Annotated in this window: 27 protein-coding genes and 1 pseudogene; 18 read left to right on the forward strand and 10 right to left on the reverse strand. The window is 40.4% G+C overall.

The genetic code is table 11. The features are described 5' to 3' along the window. Positions 1-1,294, forward strand: a 1,294-nt coding sequence (locus RWP09_RS08745) for a DUF1542 domain-containing protein (protein WP_314436707.1), incomplete at its 5' end; no start/stop codon positions are given. Positions 1,295-1,790: 496 nt separating this feature from the next. Beyond that, positions 1,791-1,925 (forward strand): annotated as a pseudogene (locus RWP09_RS08750) (toxic anion resistance protein); the annotation flags it as partial. Between the two features lie 84 nt (positions 1,926-2,009). Here RWP09_RS08750 and RWP09_RS08755 read toward each other — a convergent pair. The 3 genes from RWP09_RS08755 to rpmF all read right to left on the reverse strand — a co-directional run bounded on the left by RWP09_RS08755 (position 2,010) and on the right by rpmF (position 2,957). Then, positions 2,010-2,531: an HXXEE domain-containing protein gene (locus RWP09_RS08755; RefSeq protein ID WP_314436710.1), complete on the reverse strand. Its 522-nt coding sequence runs from the start codon at positions 2,529-2,531 to the stop codon at positions 2,010-2,012. 78 nt (positions 2,532-2,609) lie between these two features. Further along, a complete protein-coding gene (gene rpmG, locus RWP09_RS08760) occupies positions 2,610-2,759 on the reverse strand; it encodes a 50S ribosomal protein L33 (RefSeq protein WP_001265622.1) in 150 nt (49 codons plus the stop codon). Positions 2,760-2,774: 15 nt separating this feature from the next. Beyond that, positions 2,775-2,957, reverse strand: a complete 183-nt coding sequence (rpmF, locus tag RWP09_RS08765; RefSeq protein ID WP_000290416.1) for a 50S ribosomal protein L32 — start codon at positions 2,955-2,957, stop codon at positions 2,775-2,777. 230 nt (positions 2,958-3,187) lie between these two features. Here rpmF and ilvD point away from each other — a divergent pair, with 230 nt between their 5' ends. Next, positions 3,188-4,891: a dihydroxy-acid dehydratase gene (ilvD, locus tag RWP09_RS08770; protein ID WP_314436716.1), complete on the forward strand. Its 1,704-nt coding sequence runs from the start codon at positions 3,188-3,190 to the stop codon at positions 4,889-4,891. Between the two features lie 256 nt (positions 4,892-5,147). On the opposite strand, the gene RWP09_RS08775 is transcribed toward ilvD, so the two are convergent. After that, positions 5,148-5,489, reverse strand: a complete 342-nt coding sequence (locus tag RWP09_RS08775; RefSeq protein ID WP_001206380.1) for a metal-sulfur cluster assembly factor — start codon at positions 5,487-5,489, stop codon at positions 5,148-5,150. Between the two features lie 124 nt (positions 5,490-5,613). On the opposite strand from RWP09_RS08775, the gene RWP09_RS08780 reads away from it, so the two are divergent. Continuing rightward, positions 5,614-6,465: an Rgg/GadR/MutR family transcriptional regulator gene (locus RWP09_RS08780; RefSeq protein ID WP_314436720.1), complete on the forward strand. Its 852-nt coding sequence runs from the start codon at positions 5,614-5,616 to the stop codon at positions 6,463-6,465. A 349-nt stretch (positions 6,466-6,814) separates the two neighbouring features. Beyond that, positions 6,815-8,062: a transporter gene (locus tag RWP09_RS08785; RefSeq protein ID WP_314436723.1), complete on the forward strand. Its 1,248-nt coding sequence runs from the start codon at positions 6,815-6,817 to the stop codon at positions 8,060-8,062. A gap of 28 nt (positions 8,063-8,090) precedes the next feature. On the opposite strand, the gene RWP09_RS08790 is transcribed toward RWP09_RS08785, so the two are convergent. Continuing rightward, positions 8,091-8,249 carry a hypothetical protein gene (locus tag RWP09_RS08790; RefSeq protein WP_285306163.1) on the reverse strand — a complete coding sequence of 53 codons (159 nt, stop codon included), beginning with the start codon at positions 8,247-8,249 and terminating at the stop codon, positions 8,091-8,093. 86 nt (positions 8,250-8,335) lie between these two features. On the opposite strand from RWP09_RS08790, the gene hisS reads away from it, so the two are divergent. From hisS to RWP09_RS08850, 12 genes are all read left to right on the forward strand, one after another. Further along, positions 8,336-9,616 carry a histidine--tRNA ligase gene (hisS, locus tag RWP09_RS08795; RefSeq protein WP_314436728.1) on the forward strand — a complete coding sequence of 427 codons (1,281 nt, stop codon included), beginning with the start codon at positions 8,336-8,338 and terminating at the stop codon, positions 9,614-9,616. Beyond that, positions 9,616-10,080, forward strand: a complete 465-nt coding sequence (locus RWP09_RS08800; protein WP_314436823.1) for a hypothetical protein — start codon at positions 9,616-9,618, stop codon at positions 10,078-10,080. The genes hisS and RWP09_RS08800 overlap by 1 nt, the downstream gene beginning before the upstream one ends. A 9-nt stretch (positions 10,081-10,089) precedes the next feature. After that, a complete protein-coding gene (locus RWP09_RS08805; RefSeq protein ID WP_001176233.1) occupies positions 10,090-10,296 on the forward strand; it encodes a helix-turn-helix transcriptional regulator in 207 nt (68 codons plus the stop codon). Continuing rightward, positions 10,296-10,493, forward strand: coding sequence for a hypothetical protein (locus RWP09_RS08810; protein ID WP_261076436.1), 198 nt, complete (start codon positions 10,296-10,298; stop codon positions 10,491-10,493). Before RWP09_RS08805 ends, RWP09_RS08810 begins: the two co-directional genes overlap by 1 nt. A gap of 2 nt (positions 10,494-10,495) precedes the next feature. Further along, complete coding sequence (locus RWP09_RS08815) at positions 10,496-10,846, forward strand: PspC domain-containing protein (RefSeq protein WP_314436731.1); 351 nt, start codon at positions 10,496-10,498, stop codon at positions 10,844-10,846. 18 nt (positions 10,847-10,864) lie between these two features. Further along, entirely contained in the window at positions 10,865-11,599 is a 735-nt protein-coding gene (locus tag RWP09_RS08820; RefSeq protein ID WP_314436735.1) for a DUF3169 family protein, read from the forward strand. A gap of 10 nt (positions 11,600-11,609) precedes the next feature. Then, positions 11,610-12,434 (forward strand): ABC transporter ATP-binding protein, encoded by an 825-nt coding sequence (locus RWP09_RS08825; RefSeq protein WP_061425775.1) that lies wholly within the window; start codon positions 11,610-11,612, stop codon positions 12,432-12,434. Further along, entirely contained in the window at positions 12,427-13,125 is a 699-nt protein-coding gene (locus RWP09_RS08830; protein ID WP_314436740.1) for an ABC transporter permease, read from the forward strand. The genes RWP09_RS08825 and RWP09_RS08830 overlap by 8 nt, the downstream gene beginning before the upstream one ends. A gap of 9 nt (positions 13,126-13,134) precedes the next feature. Next, positions 13,135-13,776 (forward strand): type II CAAX endopeptidase family protein, encoded by a 642-nt coding sequence (locus tag RWP09_RS08835; RefSeq protein WP_314436743.1) that lies wholly within the window; start codon positions 13,135-13,137, stop codon positions 13,774-13,776. Between the two features lie 17 nt (positions 13,777-13,793). Continuing rightward, positions 13,794-14,024, forward strand: a complete 231-nt coding sequence (locus RWP09_RS08840; protein WP_000832187.1) for a hypothetical protein — start codon at positions 13,794-13,796, stop codon at positions 14,022-14,024. 154 nt (positions 14,025-14,178) lie between these two features. Beyond that, complete coding sequence (gene aspS / locus RWP09_RS08845; RefSeq protein ID WP_314436747.1) at positions 14,179-15,942, forward strand: aspartate--tRNA ligase; 1,764 nt, start codon at positions 14,179-14,181, stop codon at positions 15,940-15,942. Further along, entirely contained in the window at positions 15,920-16,861 is a 942-nt protein-coding gene (locus RWP09_RS08850) for a YitT family protein (protein ID WP_314436750.1), read from the forward strand. Before aspS ends, RWP09_RS08850 begins: the two co-directional genes overlap by 23 nt. A gap of 29 nt (positions 16,862-16,890) precedes the next feature. Here RWP09_RS08850 and RWP09_RS08855 read toward each other — a convergent pair whose 3' ends face one another. From RWP09_RS08855 to RWP09_RS08875, 5 genes are all read right to left on the reverse strand, one after another. Continuing rightward, the gene (locus RWP09_RS08855; protein ID WP_314436754.1) at positions 16,891-17,877 is read right to left on the reverse strand and encodes a LacI family DNA-binding transcriptional regulator; all 987 of its coding nucleotides are present in this window, start codon (positions 17,875-17,877) and stop codon (positions 16,891-16,893) included. Between the two features lie 9 nt (positions 17,878-17,886). Beyond that, entirely contained in the window at positions 17,887-18,687 is an 801-nt protein-coding gene (locus RWP09_RS08860) for a DUF1189 domain-containing protein (protein WP_314436757.1), read from the reverse strand. Positions 18,688-18,821: 134 nt separating this feature from the next. Beyond that, positions 18,822-19,664 (reverse strand): sugar ABC transporter permease, encoded by an 843-nt coding sequence (locus RWP09_RS08865; RefSeq protein ID WP_042900152.1) that lies wholly within the window; start codon positions 19,662-19,664, stop codon positions 18,822-18,824. Position 19,665: 1 nt separating this feature from the next. Beyond that, on the reverse strand, positions 19,666-20,958 hold the full coding sequence (locus RWP09_RS08870) for a carbohydrate ABC transporter permease (RefSeq protein WP_042900153.1): 1,293 nt from the start codon (positions 20,956-20,958) through the stop codon (positions 19,666-19,668). 112 nt (positions 20,959-21,070) lie between these two features. Next, positions 21,071-22,342: an extracellular solute-binding protein gene (locus RWP09_RS08875; RefSeq protein ID WP_102211543.1), complete on the reverse strand. Its 1,272-nt coding sequence runs from the start codon at positions 22,340-22,342 to the stop codon at positions 21,071-21,073. 465 nt (positions 22,343-22,807) lie between these two features. Here RWP09_RS08875 and malQ point away from each other — a divergent pair, with 465 nt between their 5' ends. Then, positions 22,808-24,325, forward strand: a complete 1,518-nt coding sequence (malQ, locus tag RWP09_RS08880) for a 4-alpha-glucanotransferase (protein WP_314436763.1) — start codon at positions 22,808-22,810, stop codon at positions 24,323-24,325. The last annotated feature ends 18 nt before the right edge of the window (positions 24,326-24,343 follow it).

Below are 24,343 nucleotides of genomic sequence, written 5' to 3' on the forward strand. Positions count from 1 at the left end.
AGCTGTAAGTGCCGCACAAGCAAAAGGTGAAACAGCAATTAAGGCAGTAAATCCAGTCGGTAAAGAACAAGCCTTGGAAGCCATTCAAACAGTAGCAGAAACTAAGTTAGCAGAAATCGATAAGAACACCAACTTATCAGCTGAAGAAAAAGCTACAGCCAAAGCAGAAGTAGCCAAAGCAGCCATCGAAGCAGTAGAAGCCATCCAAAATGCAGACACTCAAGAAGCTGTAAGTGCCGCACAAGCAAAAGGTGAAACAGCAATTAAGGCAGTAAATCCAATCGGCAAAGAACAAGCGAAAGCAGCCGTAGAAGCTGCAGCAGCAGAAAAAATTGCAAGTATTAAAGCAAATCCGAACTTATCCGATCAAGAAAAAGCAAAAGCAATTGCTGAAGTTGAACGTTTAAAACAAGAAGCATTAAATGCCATTGATAAAGCAAAAACAAAAGCTGAATTAGATAAAGCATTGCGTACTTTCTTATATCAATTGGATCAAGATTCATTAGTTTATGAACGACCATCCTTTGATCTTGAAGCATTCATCCAATCATCTATTACCGGAGTGGTAACAGTTGAACGTGGAAAAGTAATTAGTCAAGCTGATGTTATTTCAAAACTAAACTTACCAGAGAATGTTACAGTTATTAGCGTAGATTTACCTGATACAAATACATTAGGTGATAAGTTTGCTAAAGTAATCCTAAGATTAGCCGATGGGGCAGAAGTAACTATAAAAGTACCGGTTAGAGTTGTTGCTCCACAAAATGGAGATTCTAAACCAGACACTTCTCTTCCAAATCATGGTGCTAACAACGGAACAACTAACACAGATGTGAAAGTGGATAAAGCTAAGTTAGAAGGCGCTATTCGTCAATTAGATGAATTAATCATCAAAGAATCAGCTAAGCTTGATGCAGAAACTGCAAAAGAAGCGAATGACTTGTTAGCAGACGCTAAGAAAGTATTTGCCAATGCAGATGCAAATCAAGCAGAAGTAGATGCAATGGTTAAACGTATCGAAGACTTCATGGCGAAAGTTGCTCCATCAACTGATCATGCAACTCCAGCTAACGACCAAGCTGCTCAAACACCAGCTGTAGCTCCAGCTACAACTCAAGCAGCAGCAAATGCTAGTCAAACAGCATCAACACAAGTAAATACACGTACAGTGGCAAAAGAATTGCCAAATACAGGTACAGCAGATTCTGTAGTATCTATGGTAGCAGCTGCCACAAGTGCAGTACTTGGTCTTGGTCTTGCAGGCCGTCGTCGTAAAGAAGACGAAGAAGCTTAATTGGTAGATTATTTGATAAACATCAGATGATAAATCCGATTTTCAGAGCTTAAACAAGTACCTCTCATAAGAAATATCTTACAAAAAGCCCAAAATAGTGGGCTTTTTGCTTTGTCTTAAAATGTTGATTTCTGGGTTTGTTTAGAAATTTGCCAGTAAAGTTATTTGTGTATCTAAGTCTATCTATTCCAAGAATTACGCGATGTTGATGATATAATATTTTGGCCTCCTCACTTTAATGAAGGGAGGTGTTACATATGTTAGAAACTTTACTCACAGTGTTTCTAGCTCCGTTACTTATTAACGTGTTATCTGAGCTTTTCAAGTTATGGCTTAAGAAACGTAAAAAGTAATGGTTAACCCTTTAAGAGGGTAGCAAAAAACCCCATCGCTGGAACGGTGGGGCTTTTTTAGTTACATATGCAGTAACTTTACTCACATTGTAAGTTCATTCTAACATATAACTCCCGATATTTCAAGCTTTTGTTTTGATAGCGTCGCACAAAACCAAGGTATCGTTGCTGCCATTGAATTGGGACGCCAGAAACGTGCCCAACTAGAAACAACCATCGTCAAGTCCGCAGAAATGATCAACTATTCTGTCAAACTACGCGATGAAAAAATCGTCTAAGCTCTTCTAGACCAAGGAAAGGCTGCTCAGAAAGAAGTACAAGAATAAAAATAAATTCTCTGTAATGTAGATTTGCAGGGGATTTTATTCGTTTTTGTGGACAAGCCAGGTGGAATATTTTTTCCCAAACCAGAGAGCAAAAAGGAGATTGATGACGACGATGCCTGAACCGACCAGTGAAAATAGGAAAAATTCGCTAGCCGAAACTCGCCATAAATGCACGATGTCTGTAATCAAATAAGCACTGATAGGAAAACAAATGGTAGAAGTAATCAGAGCAGGGATATACTTGCGAAGAAGGATTGATTGTCCGATATGGAGTAATAGATGAAACGCAAAGGTTATAAATCCTCCTAACCAAACCAATTCTAGAACTCTAGATTGACTAAAATACGCTAATAAAGTGATGGATAAGACAAGAATAAACTCCTCAAAAACAGCAAGGGCAAATCCCTCTGTTGTAATTCCTTTGTGAATCTTGAGAATAGCAGGAGCCTTTTGAGCCAGCAAGGTTTCGTTGAGAAGGATCCAAGGGACAAGACCGATAATTTCTTCCATATCGTGAAAGATAAAAAGTAGAGGAAACATACAAAGATAAAATGCCATAAATTTCTCCAGAAAAGTTATAGACTGCCAGCTAATAAAGCAAAAAACGCCCAGTAAGGCGTTTTGAGTTAGGTATGATTATTTCACTTCTGTAAACACAACGTGTTTGCGAAGTTTTGGTGAGTATTTCTTCAATTGAAGACGGTCTGGAGTGTTACGTTTGTTTTTAGAAGTAAGGTACAAGCGTTCACCAGATTCTTTGTGTTCAAGTGTAATATTTACGCGCATGGTATCTCCCTTCTATTATTCAGCTGCTGCAGCTTTAGCGATTTTACGTCCTTTGTAGTATCCTTTAAGTGATACACGGTGAGAACGTGAGTAATCTCCAGTAGTCTCGTCAAAGTTTACAGATGGAGCTGTTACTTTGTAGTGTGTGCGACGTTTGTTTTTCTTCGCTTTTGAAGTGCGACGTGCAGGTACTGCCATTTTGAATTCTCCTTTAGGTATTTATATTCGATTCAATCTACTGATTTTCATCAACCATACTAGGATAACACATTTTTTTTGTAAAGTAAAGTTACTTGACAAAAAAAGATGAAAAAATTAAAAGGTCATCAACCAAATTAATCGAAATTTTCTGAAAATTCAAGAATTTTCTTCTGTTCATTACCTTTAAAATGTGCTATAATAGTAAAAACTGAAATGGGAGGGAACAAATGACTGAATTAGATACACGTCACCGCAGTAGCATTTATGACAGTATGGTTAAATCACCAAACCGTGCTATGCTTCGTGCGACTGGTATGACAGATAAGGACTTTGAAACATCGATTGTGGGAGTGATTTCGACTTGGGCGGAAAATACACCATGTAACATCCACTTGCATGATTTTGGGAAATTGGCTAAAGAAGGTGTTAAATCTGCAGGTGCTTGGCCTGTGCAGTTTGGGACTATCACTGTAGCGGACGGGATTGCCATGGGAACGCCTGGTATGCGTTTCTCTTTGACATCTCGTGATATCATTGCGGACTCAATCGAGGCGGCTATGGGTGGTCACAATGTGGATGCCTTCGTCGCTATCGGTGGCTGTGACAAGAACATGCCTGGTTCTATGATTGCCATTGCTAATATGGATATCCCAGCTATTTTCGCCTATGGTGGTACCATTGCACCCGGAAATCTTGATGGCAAAGACATCGACTTGGTTTCTGTTTTTGAGGGTATCGGAAAATGGAACCACGGTGATATGACGGCTGAGGACGTAAAACGTCTTGAATGTAATGCCTGCCCAGGCCCTGGTGGCTGTGGTGGTATGTACACAGCTAATACCATGGCGACTGCTATCGAAGTTCTCGGTATGAGTTTGCCAGGCTCTTCATCTCACCCAGCTGAATCAGCTGATAAGAAAGAAGATATCGAAGCAGCAGGACGTGCTGTTGTTAAGATGTTGGAACTTGGTCTCAAACCGTCAGATATCTTGACTCGTGAAGCCTTTGAAGATGCCATCACTGTGACTATGGCTCTCGGTGGTTCTACAAACGCCACTCTTCACTTGCTTGCCATTGCCCATGCTGCCAATGTTGACTTGTCACTTGAGGACTTTAATACCATCCAAGAGCGTGTGCCTCACTTGGCCGACTTGAAACCATCTGGTCAGTATGTCTTCCAAGATCTCTACGAAGTCGGTGGTGTGCCTGCGGTTATGAAGTACTTGCTGGCGAATGGTTTCCTTCACGGGAACCGTATCACATGTACTGGTAAGACTGTTGCTGAGAATTTGGCTGACTTTGCAGACCTCACACCAGGTCAAAAAGTCATCATGCCACTTGAAAATCCAAAACGTGCAGATGGTCCGCTTATCATCTTGAACGGGAACCTTGCCCCTGACGGTGCGGTTGCCAAGGTATCAGGTGTTAAAGTTCGTCGTCACGTTGGACCAGCTAAGGTCTTTGACTCAGAAGAAGATGCTATTCAGGCCGTTCTGACAGATGAAATCGTTGATGGCGATGTTGTCGTTGTTCGTTTCGTGGGGCCTAAGGGTGGTCCTGGTATGCCTGAGATGCTCTCACTTTCATCAATGATTGTTGGTAAAGGTCAAGGAGATAAGGTGGCCCTCTTGACGGACGGACGTTTCTCTGGTGGTACTTATGGTCTGGTTGTTGGACATATCGCTCCTGAAGCTCAGGATGGTGGACCGATTGCCTACCTTCGTACAGGCGATATCGTTACGGTTGACCAGGATACCAAAGAAATTTCTATGGCCGTATCGGAAGAAGAACTTGAAAAACGCAAGGCAGAAACAACCTTGCCACCACTTTACAGCCGTGGTGTCCTCGGTAAATATGCCCACATCGTATCATCTGCTTCTCGTGGAGCCGTGACAGACTTCTGGAATATGGACAAGTCAGGTAAAAAATAAATTCAAAAAGCAAGCCAACTTCGGCTTGCTTCTTTTCATCTTCAAAAGTGATTTACCTGCTTATACTCAATAAAAATCAAAGAGCAAACTAGAAAGCTAGGTGCAGGTTGCTCAAAACAGTGTTTTGAGGTTGTGGATAGAACTTACGAAGTCAGCTCAAAGTACTGCTTTGAGGTTGTAGATAAGACTGACGAAGTCAGTAACCGTACTACGACAAGCCGACGCTGACGTGGTTTGAAGAGATTTTTGAAGAGTATTAACGAGGTGGCAGTCCAAGGGCAATGCGGCCGTAGCGACTGATTCGTGTGATTTTCCAAGCAGGTGACCAGGTAACTTCAACCTTGACATCTTCGATACCCTCGATTTGTTTCAGACCTGCCACGATTTCGATAGGCAGGCTTTCGGCGCAATCACAAGCAGTATCGGTGAAGGTCATGACAATCTTACAGAGACCTGTTTCGTCCAGATTGATTTCATAGATCAGTCCTAGATTGTAAACATCCAATTCCACATCGGTATCAAAAACCTTCTCTAGTTTTTCGATAATTTGGTCTTGTAAGGCCAAAGCGCGGTCATTGATTTTGATATCCTCTCTCATTACAGTCCCTCCACGTGATAAATATCCTCTATTTTCTCATAATTCTGACAATTTGGCAAGTTTTTGATGAATTTTCTGAAAAAATATGATAATATAAAGAAAATGCTAAATCAAGAGGAAGCCTATGGAGCAGATTGGAAAAGTCTTTAGACAATTACGAGAGTCAAGAAATATCTCGCTGAGACAAGCAACTGGGGGACAATTTTCGCCGTCTATGTTGTCTCGCTTTGAAACAGGTCAGAGTGAACTTTCGGTAGAAAAGTTTCTATTTGCTCTGGAAAATATATCTGCCAGTGTGGAGGAAATCCTCTTTCTGGCGAGAGGTTTTCAGCATGATACAGATTCCGAGTTGAGAAAAGAAATCATAGATGTCTTGGATCCAAAGAACATAGCACCGCTTGAGGACTTGTATCGCAGGGAGTATCAAAAGCATGCCCATTCTCAAAACAAACAGAAACATATTCTAAATGCCATTCTTATCAAGTCTTATATGAAGAGCATGGACGAAAGGGTAGAGTTAACGGCAGAGGAGGGGAAAGTCCTTCATGATTATTTGTTTTCTACCGAGATCTGGGGAATCTATGAACTCAATTTATTTTCAGTCAGTTCTCCCTTTTTATCTGCTTCTCTTTTTACTAGATATGTACGAGAAATGGTCCGCAAATCTGACTTTCTAATGGAAATGTCTGGTAATAGAAACCTTTTTCACACTATACTATTGAATGGCTTTTTAGCTAGCATTGAGTGTGAAGAATTTACCTATGCCTCTTATTTTAAACGTGTCATCGAAGAGCATTTCTACAATGAAAATGAAACCTATTTCCGAACTGTTTATCTGTGGGCAGAAGGTCTCCTTGATAGCAAGCAGGGAAGAGTCAAGGAAGGTCAGAAAAAGATGGAAGATGCTGTCCGTATTTTTGAGATGCTTGGTTGTGACAAATCTGCGGATTACTATAGAAAAACTCTCGATTCTTGAATATCTGCAAACTAAGAAAATAATTTAAAATTTGAAGCGATAGAACTTTTGACTACTCGCAGGTCATCAAAGAGATTTTATCGTTGCTTTGCTTATTTTGTGTGTTGCATATATTCAAAAGTTTTTCCTCTAAAATTTCTAAGTGCTATACTATAGTCATACTTCACATAAAACTTATACTCTTCGAAAATCTCTTCAAACCACGTCAGCTTCACCTTGCCGTAGTACGGTTACTGACTTCTTCAGTTCTATCCACAACCTCAAAACAGTGTTTTGAGCAACCTTCGGCTAGCTTCCTAGTTTGCTCTTTGATTTTCATTGAGTATTTGAACAAGAAGGGAGATTACCTATGAAACTATTGTTCAGAAATCAAGCATATCGTCTCTTGACTTTGTCACGCTTCTTCAATGCTTTTGGTGCTTCGATTTTTAATCTGGTCTTTATCGTCTATGCATCGACCTTGCCACAAGCATCTTTTGCTGTTGCTATGGCGAATATTGTCATGATTCTTCCGACTCTCTTTACAGTTTTTGTAGGGATTCGGGCAGATTATACGAGGGCCAAGGTCAAATGGATGGTCTATAGTGGCTTGTTTCAGGCGATTTTATTTTTTCTAGCAGCTTTAGTTGTTCAGCAAGCTAGTCTCTTTGCCTTTTCTAGCCTGTGTTTAATCAATGTCATTAGTGATGTCATCAGTGATTTTGCAGGTGGTTTGCGCATGCCTCTCATTAAAGAAAAAGTAGCTGAAGATGATCTGATGGAAGCTTATTCTTTTTCACAGTTTATCACCTATATTTCAACCATTGGTGGTCAAGCTTTCGGAGTCTGGCTCTTAGGGCTATCGGTCAATAATTTTTCTCTCGTTGCGGGAATCAATGCCTGTTTTTTCCTAGTATCAGCCGTTATCCTCTTTTTAGGAAAAAGCAAATTGAGCCTGTCAATGTCATCTGCTGATGGTGAAATTCTAAAGAATGAGAAGCTTTCTATCAAAGAGCAGTTCCTAACGATTTATCGAAATTTACGTCTCGTTTTTCTTAAAGGTGGACAGAAAAACTTTGGATTCATGATCTTTGCTGTCTTGCTTATCAATGCCTTGGGTGGCGCTTTAGGAAGCATCTATAACATCTTCTTTTTGAGCCATTCTCTTTTGAACTTTTCTTACACAGAGGCATTATTTATCAGTCAATTCTGTGCTTTGTTAGCAATCATCATCAGTAGCCTTACGGGCAATGATTATTTTGGGAAGCAGTCCTTGCCTAGATTGATGATGTGGGTGACCGTAGGACTCAGTCTAGTTGGTCTAGCTAATTTATTCAATCAAGTCGTACTTGGTTTACTATTTCTCTGTTCAACTCTGTATGTGTCTGGTAAAGTTCAACCAAAGATTAGTGCCATGCTCCTGAAAAATCTAGCTCCAGAGGTTCTAGCTCGTACCAGTAATTTTTTAGGTTTATTGTTCACCTTATCCATACCTGTGGGAACAGCTTGTTTTTCACTTATAGCTGTATGGAATATACAGTTGACTTGGATGCTATTTGTTGGTTTTTCCTTGCTGGCTATTCTTTTGACAGTTATTAATCTTAAAAATGATATCTAATACTCTTCGAAAATCTCTTCAAAGCACGTCAGCGTCGCCTTACCGTATAGATGTTACTGACTTCGTCAGTTCTATCTGCAACCTCAAAACGGTGTTTTGAGCTAACTTCGTCAGTTCTATCCACAACCTCAAAACAGTGTTTTGAGCAACCTGCGGCTAGTTTCCTAGTTTGCTCTTTGATTTTCATTGAGTATAAATCCTAATTTTTTTCTTACTGTTTTAATCCCTCTATTTATGGTAAAATAAGACTATTAAGTTTAAAGAGGATTCCCTATGAAATTACAAAAACCAAAAGGAACGCAGGATATTTTACCTGCTGAATCTGCCAAATGGCAGTACGTTGAGGGCTTTGCCCGTGAGATTTTCAAGCGCTATAACTATGCAGAAGTGCGCACGCCCATTTTTGAGCATTACGAGGTTATCAGTCGCTCTGTCGGAGATACAACGGATATCGTTACCAAGGAAATGTACGACTTTTATGACAAGGGTGACCGTCATATTACCCTCCGTCCAGAAGGAACTGCGCCCGTTGTTCGTTCCTATGTGGAAAATAAACTCTTCGCCCCAGAAGTGCAAAAGCCAAGCAAGTTCTACTATATGGGACCTATGTTCCGTTATGAGCGTCCACAGGCAGGGCGTTTGCGCCAATTCCACCAGATTGGTGTTGAGTGTTTTGGCTCTAGCAATCCAGCTACCGATGTGGAAACAATCGCGATGGCAGCCCATTTCTTGAAAGAAATCGGTATCCAAGGTGTCAAATTGCACCTTAACACTCTTGGAAATCCTGAGAGCCGTGCGGCCTACCGTCAAGCCTTAATTGACTATTTGACACCGCTCAAGGAGACCTTGTCCAAGGATAGCCAACGTCGTTTGGAGGAAAATCCTCTCCGTGTCTTGGACTCTAAGGAAAAAGAAGACAAGGTGGCAGTCGAGAATGCACCGTCTATCTTGGACTTCCTTGATGAAGAAAGCCAAGCCCACTTTGATGCTGTGCGTCAGATGTTGGAAAATCTTGGAGTAGACTATATCATCGATACCAATATGGTGCGTGGTCTGGACTACTACAACCACACCATTTTCGAGTTCATCACAGAGATTGAGGGCAATGACCTGACCGTCTGTGCGGGTGGTCGCTACGATGGTTTGGTTGCCTACTTTGGTGGACCAGAAACCGCTGGATTTGGTTTTGGACTTGGTATAGAGCGTTTACTTCTCATTCTTGAAAAGCAAGGTGTGGCCCTCCCTATCGAAAACGCCCTAGATGTTTATATCGCAGTCTTGGGAGAAGGGGCAAATGCCAAGGCTTTGGAATTGGTACAGGCTCTTCGCCAACAAGGTTTCAAAGCAGAGCGTGATTATCTCAACCGTAAGCTCAAAGCTCAGTTCAAGTCAGCCGATGTCTTTGCGGCTAAGACCCTCATCACCCTAGGAGAGAGCGAAGTCGAAAGCGGACAAGTGACAGTCAAGAACAACCAAACCCGAGAAGAAGTGCAAGTGTCACTTGAAGCAATCAGCCAAAACTTCTCAGAAATCTTTGAAAAATTAGGCTTTTAATAGTAGAAAAACTGGTCAGGAACCTACTCCTGACCTTTTTCTTTTGCAAAATGACAAAAATCATAAACTTTTTGACAAATATGCTTGTCAAAAAGAAAAAGATGTGTTACAATGTAAGCAAGTTAAGAGAAAAGGAGCAAGGAACGATTATGTGGGCATTAGGATTTGTACCTCTTGTGATTATGTATTATATCTACCATTCCCAAAAGGTCAAGAAACTAGAGAATAAAATCAAAAGAATTGAGCAAAAACAGAAAGGAAATAAAGAAATGTCAAGAATTTTAAAAGAATTGATTGGGAAAACACCGACAATCGTTGGACAAGTTTTTGGAACAGATAACTGGGAAGTTGTGGATGTTGATGAGGAATGGGTCAAGCTACGTCGTGTTAATAAAAAAGGAAAAGAAAAATTCAAACTACAACGCATTGAGGATATCCAAACTGTTGAATTTGACGGAAAGTAGGTGTGTAACATGCAACTAAAAAATCGTCTAAAAGAGCTGCGGGCTCGCGATGGCCTCAATCAAACCGAACTAGCCAAGCTAGCAGAGGTTTCCAGACAGACTATCAGCCTATTAGAACGGGACGAATACACCCCGTCCGTTGTGATTGCCTTGAAAATATCTCAGATTTTCAACGAAACAGTCGAATCGGTATTTCGCTTGGAGGAGGACGAGTGATGAACAAGTATAAAGTGATTTATTATGTAGTTGCCATAGCTTTATTAGTCAGCGTGTGTCTACTAATTGGAACAAATCTAGGATGGTTTGATCTCTATTATAGCGACCAATTTATCTGGGCCTACTTTGCCCTCATCCCAGTAATTGACTGGATTGAAAAGAAATCCAAAAATCTAGCAAGTGAAAAAGGAGAATGAATATGAAAGAGTTTTTAGCAGGTTTTCAAGTAGATACTGAGAACAAAGAACTTGCAGGTGTCTGTGCAGGTTTAGGAAATTATTTTAATATCAAGATTAACGTCATCCGTTTGGTAGCCATTTTGCTGTTTCTTTGGTCAACAGAGTTTGGGATTTTAACAGTCATCCTATATGCTTATCTAGCGGGCTGGCTTGGGAGAGATCCTTTAGGAGAAGGGGCGAAAAAAGCAAGAAATCAAGCTATTCTCTTGTTTGCTGTTTGTTTGATTTTAGTATCACTTGGAACAGAGGGCTTGACAGCAATTTATGAATCAGGTAAAGTCTTTGGTCAGTGGTTAGTTGGATTGGTTTAGTTTAGAAAGAGGTTGAATATGAAAAAGAAACGTGGATTGTTATTTTTAATGTCTGTTTTCTTTGGAGGTTTCTTGGGCGGTTTTGTAGGGATGTTTAAGGCAGGTGCCGAATCCTACGAAGTTATTTTAGATGTAAAAGTCTTGATACCCTGGATATCAACTATTTGTTTACTGTTAGGTTTTATTAGCGTTCTTTTGACTTTCAATTTCCTAAAGAAAAGCAGAAAATTTCATTCCTTGTACCAAGAGGAAATGGATGATAATATGAATGAAACTTATTATGTGCAAATGTATCGGAATCTTGAGTTTGGAAGCATTGCTTTTAATATTACAAGTGTAGCGATTTCATTGTCTATTTTCCTCTCATTAAATGAAGTGGTTATATTGCATACAGGCCACCAAACATTTTCCCTCTCTTTCTTAGCCTTTGTGCTATTCTTATCCGCTCAAAAATCTCTTTCTAAAACAATTGCGATTGTTCGTCAGTTTGATTTGTCTCTTTTCTCTACACCCAAGGATGTCTTAGATTATATAAATTCTTATGATGAAGGAGAGCGACAAGCTAATTTGGAACAGAGTTTTCGAATTTTATTCCAATTACACCAATATGTCTTACCAGCCTTATATGTCTTTATTATTATCATTTCTTTCTTGACAGATGAGATTCAGTTACTAGCTTTCTTGCTTGTCGGAGCAATACATGTTTATATCAATGTTATGCAGTTACCTATGGTAAAACGTTATTTCAAATAAAGGAGTTTCTATGATTCGTGTTGAAAATGTAAGCAAAAGTTTTGGGAGCAAAAAAGCTCTTCATCAGATTTCTTTTGAGATTAAGGAGGGAGAAATCTTTGGTTTTCTTGGCCCTTCTGGCTCAGGTAAAACAACCATGATCAATGTCTTGACAGGTCAGTTGGCTGCAGATCAAGGTAAAACAGTTTTGTTAGGCAAGAACTCTCAAGATTTAACCTCAAATGATTTGGAACAAATTGGTATTGTGAGTGATGGCAGTGGCTTTTATGAAAAGATGAGTCTTTACAAAAATCTGCTCATTTACGCTAAGTTATATGGTCTCAAGTCAGATAGAGTAAATCAGGTGCTCCAACAGGTTGGATTGGCAGATGCTAAAGATATTATCGCAGAAAAGTTATCTACTGGAATGAAACAACGAATGTTCTTGGCTCGTGCCCTTCTGAATGCTCCTAAGATTCTCTTTCTAGATGAGCCAACCAGTGGCTTAGACCCTACAACATCTAAGATGATTCATACCCTACTTCAAGAATTAAAGCAGGCGGGGACAACGATCTTTCTGACCACGCATGATATGAATGAAGCAACTCTGCTTTGTGATCGCTTATCTCTTTTAAATAAGGGAAACTTAATAGAGTATGGAAGTCCACAAGATATTATCCAGAAGTATCATGTGGATAAGAAAGTACATGTGGTTTATAACGATGGACGAGAACAGATAGTTCCATTTGAAGAATTGCCACATTTAGACACGACAGATTTGATGGTGGTTCACTCTTGTGAGCCGACACTAGAAGAAATCTTTATCAGATTGACAGGAGAAAAGTTAGATGTTTAGAAAATTAAATGCCCTACTATGGTTAAGATTACAAGTCCTTATTAGCAATTCATCTTTGTTGGCGACTTTATTGATGCCTTTTGGTACTGCTGTTCTATATAATGAATTTTCAAATAAGGATGGACAATTGAGCCTATTTTTACTATCTGCTAGCTTGACGATGGTCTTGAGTATGGGAAGTGGTTATATGGTATCGATTATGATGGCAGAAGATAAGGAAAAACGAAATCTGAAATCACTCATCCTAAGTGGTGTGACAGCAACAGAATATACTTTCAGTATGCTTGTTCTCCCTATTCTGATAATGTTACTTGCTATGATTGTACTTCCCATCTATCTTAAAGTAGATCTATCTGGTTATTTATTTGCCTACGTTATCTATTTGCTCCTAGCAACTATTAGTGTTATTTTTCTCAACCTTCTAATCGGTGCGGTGTCAGATACTCAATCTAAAGCGCAAGTTTATAGTATCTTCCCTATGCTAATCGTATCTTTTTTACCCATAATTGCTCTTCAAAATGATACGGCTCAAAAAGTGTTGGATTACTCGTTCGTTGGTCCTATTGTAAATCTTTTAAATAAAAAAGGTGGGGAAATATCTTTTTCTAATATTGGTATGTTACTTGCCTGGGTACTTGTGTTAGGAATAGCGAACCTCTTTGTATTGAAAAACAGCTATAAAGCAAGATAGGAGAACTTTATGAAATTACTTAAAAATCTTGGCTGGTTTCTTCTAGCCATTCTATCCTTTGTGTTTATCTATGGTACTGTTCAAAATGGGGCTGTAGAAGCTTTGAATCTAGGCGCTTCACCCTATGCTACTACCTTGCTCTATGTGGCCTTGGCTGGAGTATATGTGTACGTCATTTATAAATGGTACCAGAAAGCTCCTGTCCATATTGAGAAGAGTGGTTTTAACCGATTTATTTGGCTCCCTGCCTTGGTTTGGTTCTTATCTCTGGTTGTCCAGTTTTTCTTGCCAAATGATCCTTCAGTAAATCAGCAAACAGCGACAGACCTGACCTTGGCTCAGCCACTTTTCTCATTCTTTGCTATTAATATTTTTGCTCCTTTGACGGAAGAACTCATCTTTAGAGGGATGTTAGCACGCTATCTCTTTCCTAAGCAGGACAATAGCAAACGAACTCTGCTTTTCCTTCTGGTATCTAGTGTTCTGTTTGCCTTGATTCATTCTCCAGGAACTTTGCAACAGTTTTTAGTTTATGCTAGTCTTGGTTTTAGCTTGGGCTTGGCTTATATTAGTAGAAAGGGGCTCGCTTACAGTATTTCACTACATGCTTTGAATAATTTAGTCAGCTTTTTGATGATTCTCATGCTATAATAGAGTCAGGAGGTCACATGAAACGAGTAATTTTATTAGCAGTGATTCAAGCAGTCGTTCTATTTTTCATCATTGGGGCACTAGCTTATGCCTTCAAGGGCGATTTCTTCTACAGTCATCTAGCAGTGGTCTTTGCCCCTATTGCAGGTGTCTTGCGCTTTGGGACAGCTTACACAACGGAAATTGTCTTGCCTCGAAAGGCAGCTGAAATTGCTGAAAAGCGTAAAGCAGGCAAAAATTCAAAATAAAAGAGTCCGATGAAGTTCATCGGATTTTTGTATGGACGCTAATTTTTAGGGTCGTCACTGGATTTTTAAAGACTGGTAAACTTTTCTGCTGATTTTCATGAAGAGCCTGCGCTTTTATGGTAAAATAGTAACAGAATAAAAGAGGAGAGAAAAAATGAAACGTAGTATGTATGCTGGTCGTGTTCGTGAGGAACACATCGGACAAGAAATAACCTTGAAAGGATGGGTAGGCCGTCGTCGTGACCTTGGTGGTTTGATCTTTATCGATCTTCGTGACCGTGAAGGAATCATGCAGTTGGTTATCAACCCTGAAAAAGTATCTGCAGAGGTTATGGCAACAGCTGAAAGCCTTCGTAGTGAATTTGTTATCGAGGTGACTGGACAGGTCGCTGCGCGTGAGCAAGCCAATGATAAGTTGCCAACTGGTGCAGTTGAGTTGAATGTGACAGCTTTGACAGTGCTTAATACAGCTAAGACAACACCATTTGAGATTAAAGATGGGATTGAGGCTAATGACGATACGCGTTTGCGTTACCGTTACCTTGACCTTCGTCGTCCAGAAATGTTGGAAAATCTGAAACTTCGTGCTAAGGTGACCCACTCTATTCGTAACTACTTGGATGAGTTGGAGTTTATCGACGTGGAGACACCATTCCTTTCTAAGTCAACGCCTGAAGGGGCGCGTGACTATTTGGTACCATCTCGTGTCAATAAAGGGCATTTTTACGCGCTTCCTCAAAGTCCACAAATCACGAAACAGCTCTTGATGAATGCTGGTTTTGACCGTTACTACCAAATCGTAAAATGTTTCCGTGATGAGGACTTGCGTGGAGACCGCCAGCCTGAGTTTACCCAGGTCGACTTGGAAACATCCTTCCTTACTGAGCAAGAAATCCAAGATATCACAGAAGGTTTGATTGCGCGCGTCATGAAAGAAACTAAAGGCATTGAAGTGACGCTTCCATTCCCTCGTATGAAATACGATGACGCTATGGCTCTTTACGGTTCTGACAAGCCAGATACTCGTTTTGACATGTTGCTTCAAGACTTGACAGAAGTGGTCAAAGGTGTTGACTTCAAAGTCTTTTCAGAAGCACCTGCTGTAAAAGCCATTGTGGTCAAAGGAGCTGCGGACAACTATTCACGTAAAGACATCGACAAGATGACAGAAGTAGCCAAACAATATGGTGCCAAAGGTCTTGCTTGGGTCAAGGTTGTTGATGGAGAATTAAATGGACCAGTTGCTAAGTTCTTGACTGGCATCCAAGCAGAATTGACAACAGCGCTTGCTCTTGAAGATAAGGATTTGGTTCTCTTTGTGGCAGATACGCTTGAAGTGGCCAATGCAACTCTTGGTGCCCTTCGTGGACGTATTGCCAAGGAGCTTGGCTTGATTGATAACGATAAATTTAACTTCCTTTGGGTAGTTGACTGGCCAATGTTTGAATGGTCTGAAGAAGAAGGTCGTTACATGAGTGCCCACCATCCGTTCACCCTTCCACAGGAAGAGACAGCTCACGAATTAGAAGGTGATTTGGCTAAGGTTCGTGCCATTGCTTACGATATCGTCTTGAACGGTTACGAACTTGGTGGTGGTAGTCTTCGTATCAACCAAAAAGACCTTCAAGAACGTATGTTCAAGGCTCTTGGTTTCTCATCTGAAGAAGCAAATGACCAGTTTGGTTTCCTTCTTGAAGCCATGGACTATGGTTTCCCACCACACGGTGGTTTGGCTATTGGGCTTGACCGATTTGTCATGCTCTTAGCAGGGGAAGAAAATATTCGTGAAGTCATTGCTTTCCCTAAAAACAATAAGGCAAGTGACCCAATGACACAAGCTCCTTCAACAGTAGCTCTCAAACAACTAGAGGAACTCAGCTTACAAGTAGAAGAAGATGAAACAAGCAAAACGAATTAAGCGGTGGCGCTATTATCTGCGCCGCTTTGCTCATCAGATAAAAATTTTACGTGTCTTACAAAGCATCTCTCGCGAAAAGTATGATGAGAAGATTTCGGCTTCTCTGGTCTATGGATTTTTATCAGCAGTGGCGGTCAATTTCTTTTTCCAACCAGGACATGTGTATTCGAGTGGTGCGACAGGTCTGGCACAGATTATCTCTGCCTTGAGTAATCACTGGTTTGGTTTTCATATTCCAATCTCATTGGCTTTCTATGCTATGAATTTCCCTTTGATGGTCTTAGCTTGGTATCAGATTGGGCATAAGTTCACCATCTTTACCTTTATCACGGTATCCATGAGTTCCTTCTTTATTCAGTTTGTCCCTGTGGCGACCTTGACTGAGGATCCCATTATCAATGCCCTTTTTGGGGGTGTTGTTATGGGATTGGGGATTGGTTTTGCTCTTCGAAACAATATCTCCAGTGGTGGGACGGATATCGTCAGTCTGACCATTCGCAAGAAAACGGGTAAGAATGTCGGTAGTATTTCTTTCTTGGTAAATGGAACCATCATGCTGATAGCTGGTTTGACCTTTGGTTGGAAATACGCCCTCTACTCTATGATTACCATCTTTGTCTCTAGCCGTGTGACGGATGCGGTCTTTACCAAACAAAAACGGATGCAGGCTATGATTGTGACCAATCATCCAGAGAAGGTAATTGAAAAAATCCATAAAAAATTGCACCGCGGTGCAACCATGATCCACGATGCAGAAGGAACCTATAATCACGAGAGAAAGGCAGTTTTAATTACTGTTATTACCCGTGCAGAGTTTAATGAATTTAAACAGATTATGAAACAGGTGGATCCAAGCGCCTTCGTCTCTGTCTCGGAAAATGTTCATATTCTGGGACGATTTGTAGAAACAGATAATTAGTGACCAAAAAAACCAGCGCGAGCTGGTTTTTATTTTTCGATAATTTTGTGGGCAATCAACTGACGGTAACAAATTTGCTTATTGCTTTTAGCATCGTTGATAATCTGGAGGATGGTTTCAAGGGAAACACGACCAAGTTCTAGGCTATTGATATCAACATAGGCTGCCAAGTTGAGCTTGGGATTGACCGAGTCAAAGCTGAGAACAGGGACATCCAGTTGGTGCTTAGCGATATAATCACAGACCCCTTCAGCTAGGAGGCTATCGGTTGTGATGATAGCATCGATTTGTGGGTCATGCTGAAAGAGAAGTTGACTAAATTGATATCCTTTTTCTTCTAGAAATTCATTTGCAAAGTAGGTCAGATTGTCATCAAGAGGCAGTTTGTATTGCTTGAGCGCGGATTCGTAACCAGTTAGACGGTCTTGTGTAACGAAGAGTTTCTTAGAACCTCCGATAAAGGCAATTCGTTTGCATCCTTTTTTGATGAAATATTCGGTTGCATCCAAACCAGCTTGGACATTGTCATTATCGACAAGAGGGATAAAGGGTGAAATGGATTTTCCTAGAATGAGGAAGGGGAACTGTTCATCAGCCACCAGTTTGACCAGGGGATCTTCCTCTTCAGCATAAAGGAAAATCAAACCATCTACACGTTTGCCGTAAACCATCTGGGAAATAGCTTTGAGTCGCTCTTTGGCGTCCTTACCTGTCGCAATCTGAATAGCATAGTGGTTTTCAGAGGCGACTTGGGCAATACCACGGAGGACAGATGGAAAGAAAGGATTTTGATAGAAAGCGTCTGAGTCGTCAGGAAGGACCAAGCCGATAACTTGGGTATAGCTACTTACCAAGCTACGAGCATTGAGGTTGGGGTGGTAATTGAGCTCCTTCATAGCCTTGCGAACGCGTTTTTTTGTTTCGTCGCTAATGGTTGATTTATTTTGAATAACACGGGTTACGGTTGAAGGTGAAACACCAGCAGCCTTGGCCACATCTTTAATCGTAACGGGCATAAAAATCTCCTATTTATGGTAGTCTGGATCACGGAAATGAGTTTTATAAAAAATAGTGACCAGATATAGAACAAAAAGAATGTTTTGTACAGTAATGAGGGTTGTCATATTTTGGCCAAATAATCCCAAAATAAGTGTAATCAGAGTTGGTAATCCTAAACAGTTTAAGATAAAATGGTAGCACTCTTTAAAGGTCCTAAATGAAAAGAGTCGTGATTTCTTAGTGATATAAAGGAGAAGACTGGCTCCAAGAGAAACGATAAAGAAATTCAAACCAAAGAGGAAGCTCGCACCGAGAACTAGGAAGAGACTGATATAGACACGATTTTGCTGGTACCAGTCTTTAGAAATGGCTTGGGTCAAGCTATCCTTGCTTTTGAAACTCTCAGTCTGAATAGCTTGGTAAGAGACACGGGTCAGTTCTTTACTTTCCTTGCTGATGACCAGTTCTTTTGTATCGAAATGTAGTTGCAAGTCCTTAGGTAATTCCTTGCTTTGACTTGGACCAATCACAACAGAAGGCGCTTGACTAGCTGTTCCTGTATAAGTTAATTTACCATCAACAATTCTAGCATGTTCAGAGAGATTCTGAACAACTTCATCTGTCAGAGGTTCATAGACATTATCGATAAAGGTTTCTAGCGGATAAGTCTCCTGGGAGCTGTTTTGAATAGCAATGGGTACCATAGACAAGCTGATAAGGAAGATACTGGTAAAGAGTAGTTGAAACCAGTTGAGTCCGAAACGTTTGGACAGGGGCTTACGAAATCCCCAAATACTTGAAAAATATGAAAATGGATATGGAAGCATTTGTATCTTTCTAAAAGGTGTTTTCTATATGAGTATTATTATATAGAGAAATGTGCTTTATTTCAAGTCTAGGGGTAAATTGCTTGTTGTTAGTATAGATTTTGTAACAATAAGAAAAGGGTGGCGGGGATAGATTATCCCTTGTCGCCACCACTTGTAAGTCCTGAAACAAAGTTCTTTTGTAGGAAGAAGAAGAGAATACAGATTGGAAGGGCGATGAGGATAGCACCTGCTGAGAAGTAGGCAATCTTCATGTTTTTCACATTGTTAACGAAGGTTTGGAGACCAACGGCAACAGTAAAGTATTCTTTCTCACGAAGCAAGAAACTAGAGAGGATGTAGTCTCCGAAAGGTCCCATGAAGGCCCAGAGAGCTTGTACAGCGATCATTGGGCGAACAAGTGGAAGAACAATTTGCCAGAAGCGGCGGAAGTGTCCTGCACCGTCTAGTTTTGCAGATTCGTCTAGAGACATTGGCACTGTATCGAAGTAACCTTTCATCAACCAAGCATTCATCGGGATACCTCCACCAACATAAAGGAAGATGAGGAACCAGCTATGGTTAAGGGCGTTCAACATAAGTGCCATAACGAAGAAGGCTGTCAAAGCGGCCATGGTTGGCACCATTTGGATAATCAAGAAGAAGACCAAACTTTGTTTACGAGCCAAGAAGTTGTAACGGCTGTAAGCATAACCAGCAAGTACGATGATACTTGTTTGGACAGCCATGGTAATCAAGGCGATAATTAAAGTGTTGAGGTACCAAGTACCGTACAAGGTTTCAGAGAAGAGCCCTTGGAAGTTAGCAAAACTAAAGTCAACGTTGCTGTCTAGTTTAAAGGCTACTACGTTACCAGTCTTGAAGGCTGACATGATAGTAATCAAAAGTGGATAGATAATCACAATTGATAGACCAATCAGGTAAAGGTAAGTAAGGGTTTGAGTCAGTCTACGTTTGAGTTTGATTGAGTTATTCATCTTAGACGTCCTCCATATCAAATGCGTGTAGTTTCTTGAATGCGATCATAGAGATTGAGATGACAATGATAGAGATAATCAAGGTAACAGCTGCCGCCATAGAGTATTGAGGAGATGTACCTGTTGTCAAACGGTAAATCCATGAGATCAAGATATCGGTTGAACCAGCTCCACCACCGACACTACCAGGTCCTCCAGCATTGAAGAGGTACATGATAGAGAAGTTGTTAAAGTTGAAGGTGTATTGGCTAATCAAAGTAGGTGCCGCAACGGCCAAGATCATTGGGAAAGTGATGTTGCGGAATTTTTGCCAAGCATTGGCACCGTCAATATAAGCTGCTTCGTAAAGGTCGTTAGGAATAGATTGTAAGATACCCAAAGTCAAAACGTAGATGTATGGGAATCCAAGCCAACCTTGCATCATAATCAAGGCAATCTTAGTCCAAGTTGGGTCTGTTTTCCAAGGAATAAGAGCTCCATCAAGGAAAGGAAGGAATTTAGCCAAGATTGGCAATACTTGAGTGTTGATTGCTCCGACACTATCGTTAAACATGTTTGAGAATGTCAAGATAGTGATGAAGGCTGGGACAGCCCAAGGAAGAAGGAAAATAACACCAAAGATACGTTTTCCTTTGATAAATGGTTGGTTAGCAATGATAGCTGTGAAGATACCGATGACGATCTGTAAAGTTGAGGCAGCCAAAGCCCAGATGATAGTCCAAGAAAGAACGGCACCAAAGGCAGAACGGAAGGTACTCAAACTCCAGATGTTCGTAAAGTTGGTCAAACCAACCCAGTCCAACAATTTGTTTGGTGGCAAGTGTTGGAAGTCATAGTTGGTAAAGGCGATCATCAAGGTTACGATAACTGGGAAGATAATCGCAAAAGTCATTGCAATATAAGATGGAATGATCAAGAGGTAAGGGAAGCCATTTTCATAGATTCCTTTGATCATATCTTTTAGCGTAAGTGGTACTGGAATTCCATTGTTAATACGTTTTGCGATTGTATGTGCATCTTTAATATTTGAGAAATAAAAGAGCACATAAACGACTACAAAGATTAAATGGAAGGCACCACGAATCAGCATAAAGAGTGAATTGTCACGACCTGGCTTGTCACCAAGAGTGATGAGATTGCTTAATTCAGGGGCTGCAAGTGCTAGGAAATAAAGGACAAATACGATGGTTACACCAAGGAAGATAAAACCTTTGGCTTTTTGTTTATTGTAAATCTGTCCTAACCCAGGAATGATAGACAGCAGGGCTGCTTTACTAGGTTGTTGCTTTTCCATAATAACTCCTTTCATAGGATACTGGTTTCTAATCAAAACCTAAACTATATATGTTTTTTCTATTGATAAATTCAAAGGGGGATTTAAATTCCACCCCCCTTGAACAAATTTTTTATTCACCAAATTTTTGTTTGATTGTTTCTTTAATCAATGTTACAGCATCGTTAGCAGCTGTTTTAGCGTCTTTCTTACCGCTTACAGAGTCAAAGAGCATGTTAGCAGCTGGTTCCCAAACTGCAGACATTTGAGAGATGTTTGGCATTGGTTGAGCGTTCTTGAACTGTTTGATAACAGCTGTTGTCAACTCATCGTTTTTACCTTCAGCGTATGAACGAGCTTCAGTGTTAGCTGGGATTTCGTTAGTTTTATCGTAGAAGGCTTTTTGTTGTTCAGTTGAAACAAGGAAGTCTACAAATTTTTGTGCTCCTTCAAGGTTCTTAGTGCTTGATGGGATGATCCAAGCTTTACCACCACCGAATGCTGCGTAGTCTTTTCCGTTTGGAAGAGTTGGGATAGTTGCAACACCGTAGTTTACTTTAGCATCTTTGAAGGCTTGAGCTTTCCAAGGTCCATCGATAATAGCAGCTGTTTTACCTTCTTGGAATTGAGTTTGGATTAAGTTTCCAGCAGCTGTACCATCTTGCATACCTTTAGGCCATTTTTCGTACCAAGATTTAGCATAGTTGATACCTGCGATAGAACCGTCGTTTGCAAGACCGATGTCTTTAGCGTCTTTACCGTTTTGTCCGAATACGTAAGCACCGTTACCAGCAAGAAGTCCGTATGCAAAGTAGAAGTTTGTCCAGTCAGCTAGGAAAGCAGAAGTTTTTCCATCTTCTCCAGCGAATGCGTATTTGCTATCTTTAGCAAGGTTTTCTAAGTCAGCAAAGGTTTTTGGAGCTTCTTTTACCAAGTCTTTGTTGTAGTACATAACAAGTGACTCGATAACGGCAGGAGCACCGTAAACTTTACCGTCAGCAGCTGTTACAAGAGATTTAGTTTTATCATCTGTTTTAGCGCCGTCGCTCAATTTAACTTCTGAAAGTTGTCCGTCAGTACCAAGGCTACCTACACGGTCGTATGGTGCCATCATAACGTCAGCAGCTTGACCTGATTGGTTGTCAAGAGAAAGTTTGTCAAGACCACCAAGTTGGTCACCAGATTTGATGTTAACTTTTGTTCCTGACTCTTTTTCGTAAGCTTTAGCAACTGTTTCAGCGAAAGCTTTGTATTGGTCTTCAACGTAAAGAGTGATTTCTTTCCCTGCAGATGAACCAGCATCAGCAGCTTTTTCAGCAGGTTTGCTTCCACAAGCTACCAAAAGCAAGCTAGCAAGTGTAACAGTTCCAAGCACAGCAGCGCTCTTCATGAATTTAGATGACATAGTGTATTCCTCCTAAAGAATAACAAATTTTATAATGAGGAAACGCAAACGTTTTCCTTTATGGCACTAGTATAACACAAATAGAAAACGGTTGCAAGCTTTTTTTGAAAAAATTTTAAAAAATTTGACAGAAAAGTAAACGCTTAAACAGCATATAATAGAAGAAAGATTATAAAATATTTTCCTCCCATGAATAATTCAAATAGAGAGAAAACGATTGCTTGATCTAGATATGAGAAATAGGTTCAATATGTTTCGAGATGGAATAAGAGAAGTTTTCTATAAGGTTTTATTTTTTTATAAAGAATATATATACAAGTAAGAAGAAAAACCTTTAAAAAAATAATAAAAAAGTTTTTTAAAACCGCTTGCATTTATCAAAAAAATGAGATATACTAATAATAGCGCAAACGTTTGCGTTCGTAAAAATGTAATATCTAACTATAAACACATGAGGTGCTTATTATGAAAAAACGTCAAAGTGGTGTGTTGATGCACATCTCTTCTCTTCCAGGAGCATACGGAATCGGATCATTTGGTCAAAGTGCTTACGACTTCGTTGATTTCTTGGTTCGTACAAAACAACGTTACTGGCAAATCCTTCCATTAGGAACAACTAGTTACGGAGATTCTCCTTACCAGTCTTTCTCAGCCTTTGCAGGAAATACTCATTTTATCGACTTGGATATCTTGGTGGAGCAAGGTTTGTTGGAAGCAAGTGACCTTGAAGGAGTTGACTTTGGTAGCGATGCGTCTGAAGTTGACTATGCTAAAATCTACTATGCACGTCGTCCTCTTTTAGAAAAAGCGGTGAAACGTTTCTTTGAAGTCGGAGATGTTAAAGATTTTGAGAAGTTTGCTCAAGACAACCAATCATGGCTTGAGCTCTTTGCTGAGTATATGGCTATCAAAGAGCATTTTGAAAATCTTGCTTGGACTGAATGGCCAGATGCAGATGCTCGTGCTCGTAAAGCTTCAGCACTTGAAAGCTACCGTGAGCAATTGGCAGACAAGTTGGTTTACCACCGTGTGACTCAATACTTCTTCTTCCAACAATGGTTGAAATTGAAAGCTTACGCTAACGACAACCACATCGAAATCGTTGGGGATATGCCAATCTATGTAGCGGAAGATTCAAGCGATATGTGGGCAAATCCACATCTCTTCAAAACAGATGTCAACGGTAAGGCTACTTGCATCGCAGGATGCCCACCAGATGAGTTTTCTGCAACTGGTCAGCTTTGGGGTAACCCAATCTATGATTGGGAAGCAATGGACAAAGACAGCTACAAATGGTGGATTGAACGCTTGCGTGAAAGCTTCAAAATCTACGATATCGTTCGTATCGACCACTTCCGTGGTTTCGAATCTTACTGGGAAATCCCTGCTGGTTCCGATACAGCAGCACCTGGTGAGTGGGTGAAAGGTCCGGGCTACAAGCTTTTTGCAGCCGTTAAGGAAGAACTTGGTGAGCTAAACATCATCGCAGAAGACCTTGGCTTCATGACAGATGAAGTTATTGAGTTGCGTGAACGTACTGGCTTCCCAGGAATGAAGATTCTTCAATTTGCTTTCAATCCAGAAGACGAAAGTATCGATAGCCCACACTTGGCACCTGCTAACTCAGTTATGTACACAGGAACACACGATAACAACACGGTCCTTGGTTGGTACCGTAACGAGATTGATGATGCTACTCGTGAGTACATGGCTCGCTATACTAACCGTAAAGAATACGAAACAGTTCCACACGCTATGCTTCGTACAGTCTTTTCATCAGTTAGCTTCATGGCAATTGCAACTATGCAAGATTTGCTAGAATTGGATGAGACAGCTCGTATGAACTTCCCATCTACCCTTGGTGGAAACTGGTCTTGGCGTATGACTGAAGAACAATTGACACCAGCTGTCGAGGAAGGTTTGCTTGACTTGACAACAATCTATCGCCGAATTAATGAAAATTTGGTAGAATTAAAGAAATAATACAATATCAGGAGACAT

The sequence above is a fragment of the uncultured Streptococcus sp. genome (genome assembly GCF_963521255.1).
Lineage (GTDB): Bacteria > Bacillota > Bacilli > Lactobacillales > Streptococcaceae > Streptococcus.

Coding starts and splice junctions, on each gene's coding strand:
- RWP09_RS08755 (WP_314436710.1), bottom strand. CDS start 2,531: ATGGCATTTTATCTTTGTATGTTTCCTCTACTTTTTATCTTTCACGAT.
- rpmG (WP_001265622.1), bottom strand. CDS start 2,759: ATGCGCGTAAATATTACACTTGAACACAAAGAATCTGGTGAACGCTTG.
- rpmF (WP_000290416.1), bottom strand. CDS start 2,957: ATGGCAGTACCTGCACGTCGCACTTCAAAAGCGAAGAAAAACAAACGT.
- ilvD (WP_314436716.1), top strand. CDS start 3,188: ATGACTGAATTAGATACACGTCACCGCAGTAGCATTTATGACAGTATG.
- RWP09_RS08775 (WP_001206380.1), bottom strand. CDS start 5,489: ATGAGAGAGGATATCAAAATCAATGACCGCGCTTTGGCCTTACAAGAC.
- RWP09_RS08780 (WP_314436720.1), top strand. CDS start 5,614: ATGGAGCAGATTGGAAAAGTCTTTAGACAATTACGAGAGTCAAGAAAT.
- RWP09_RS08785 (WP_314436723.1), top strand. CDS start 6,815: ATGAAACTATTGTTCAGAAATCAAGCATATCGTCTCTTGACTTTGTCA.
- RWP09_RS08790 (WP_285306163.1), bottom strand. CDS start 8,249: ATGAAAATCAAAGAGCAAACTAGGAAACTAGCCGCAGGTTGCTCAAAA.
- hisS (WP_314436728.1), top strand. CDS start 8,336: ATGAAATTACAAAAACCAAAAGGAACGCAGGATATTTTACCTGCTGAA.
- RWP09_RS08805 (WP_001176233.1), top strand. CDS start 10,090: ATGCAACTAAAAAATCGTCTAAAAGAGCTGCGGGCTCGCGATGGCCTC.
- RWP09_RS08810 (WP_261076436.1), top strand. CDS start 10,296: ATGAACAAGTATAAAGTGATTTATTATGTAGTTGCCATAGCTTTATTA.
- RWP09_RS08815 (WP_314436731.1), top strand. CDS start 10,496: ATGAAAGAGTTTTTAGCAGGTTTTCAAGTAGATACTGAGAACAAAGAA.
- RWP09_RS08820 (WP_314436735.1), top strand. CDS start 10,865: ATGAAAAAGAAACGTGGATTGTTATTTTTAATGTCTGTTTTCTTTGGA.
- RWP09_RS08825 (WP_061425775.1), top strand. CDS start 11,610: ATGATTCGTGTTGAAAATGTAAGCAAAAGTTTTGGGAGCAAAAAAGCT.
- RWP09_RS08830 (WP_314436740.1), top strand. CDS start 12,427: ATGTTTAGAAAATTAAATGCCCTACTATGGTTAAGATTACAAGTCCTT.
- RWP09_RS08835 (WP_314436743.1), top strand. CDS start 13,135: ATGAAATTACTTAAAAATCTTGGCTGGTTTCTTCTAGCCATTCTATCC.
- RWP09_RS08840 (WP_000832187.1), top strand. CDS start 13,794: ATGAAACGAGTAATTTTATTAGCAGTGATTCAAGCAGTCGTTCTATTT.
- aspS (WP_314436747.1), top strand. CDS start 14,179: ATGAAACGTAGTATGTATGCTGGTCGTGTTCGTGAGGAACACATCGGA.
- RWP09_RS08850 (WP_314436750.1), top strand. CDS start 15,920: ATGAAACAAGCAAAACGAATTAAGCGGTGGCGCTATTATCTGCGCCGC.
- RWP09_RS08855 (WP_314436754.1), bottom strand. CDS start 17,877: ATGCCCGTTACGATTAAAGATGTGGCCAAGGCTGCTGGTGTTTCACCT.
- RWP09_RS08860 (WP_314436757.1), bottom strand. CDS start 18,687: ATGCTTCCATATCCATTTTCATATTTTTCAAGTATTTGGGGATTTCGT.
- RWP09_RS08865 (WP_042900152.1), bottom strand. CDS start 19,664: ATGAATAACTCAATCAAACTCAAACGTAGACTGACTCAAACCCTTACT.
- RWP09_RS08870 (WP_042900153.1), bottom strand. CDS start 20,958: ATGGAAAAGCAACAACCTAGTAAAGCAGCCCTGCTGTCTATCATTCCT.
- RWP09_RS08875 (WP_102211543.1), bottom strand. CDS start 22,342: ATGTCATCTAAATTCATGAAGAGCGCTGCTGTGCTTGGAACTGTTACA.
- malQ (WP_314436763.1), top strand. CDS start 22,808: ATGAAAAAACGTCAAAGTGGTGTGTTGATGCACATCTCTTCTCTTCCA.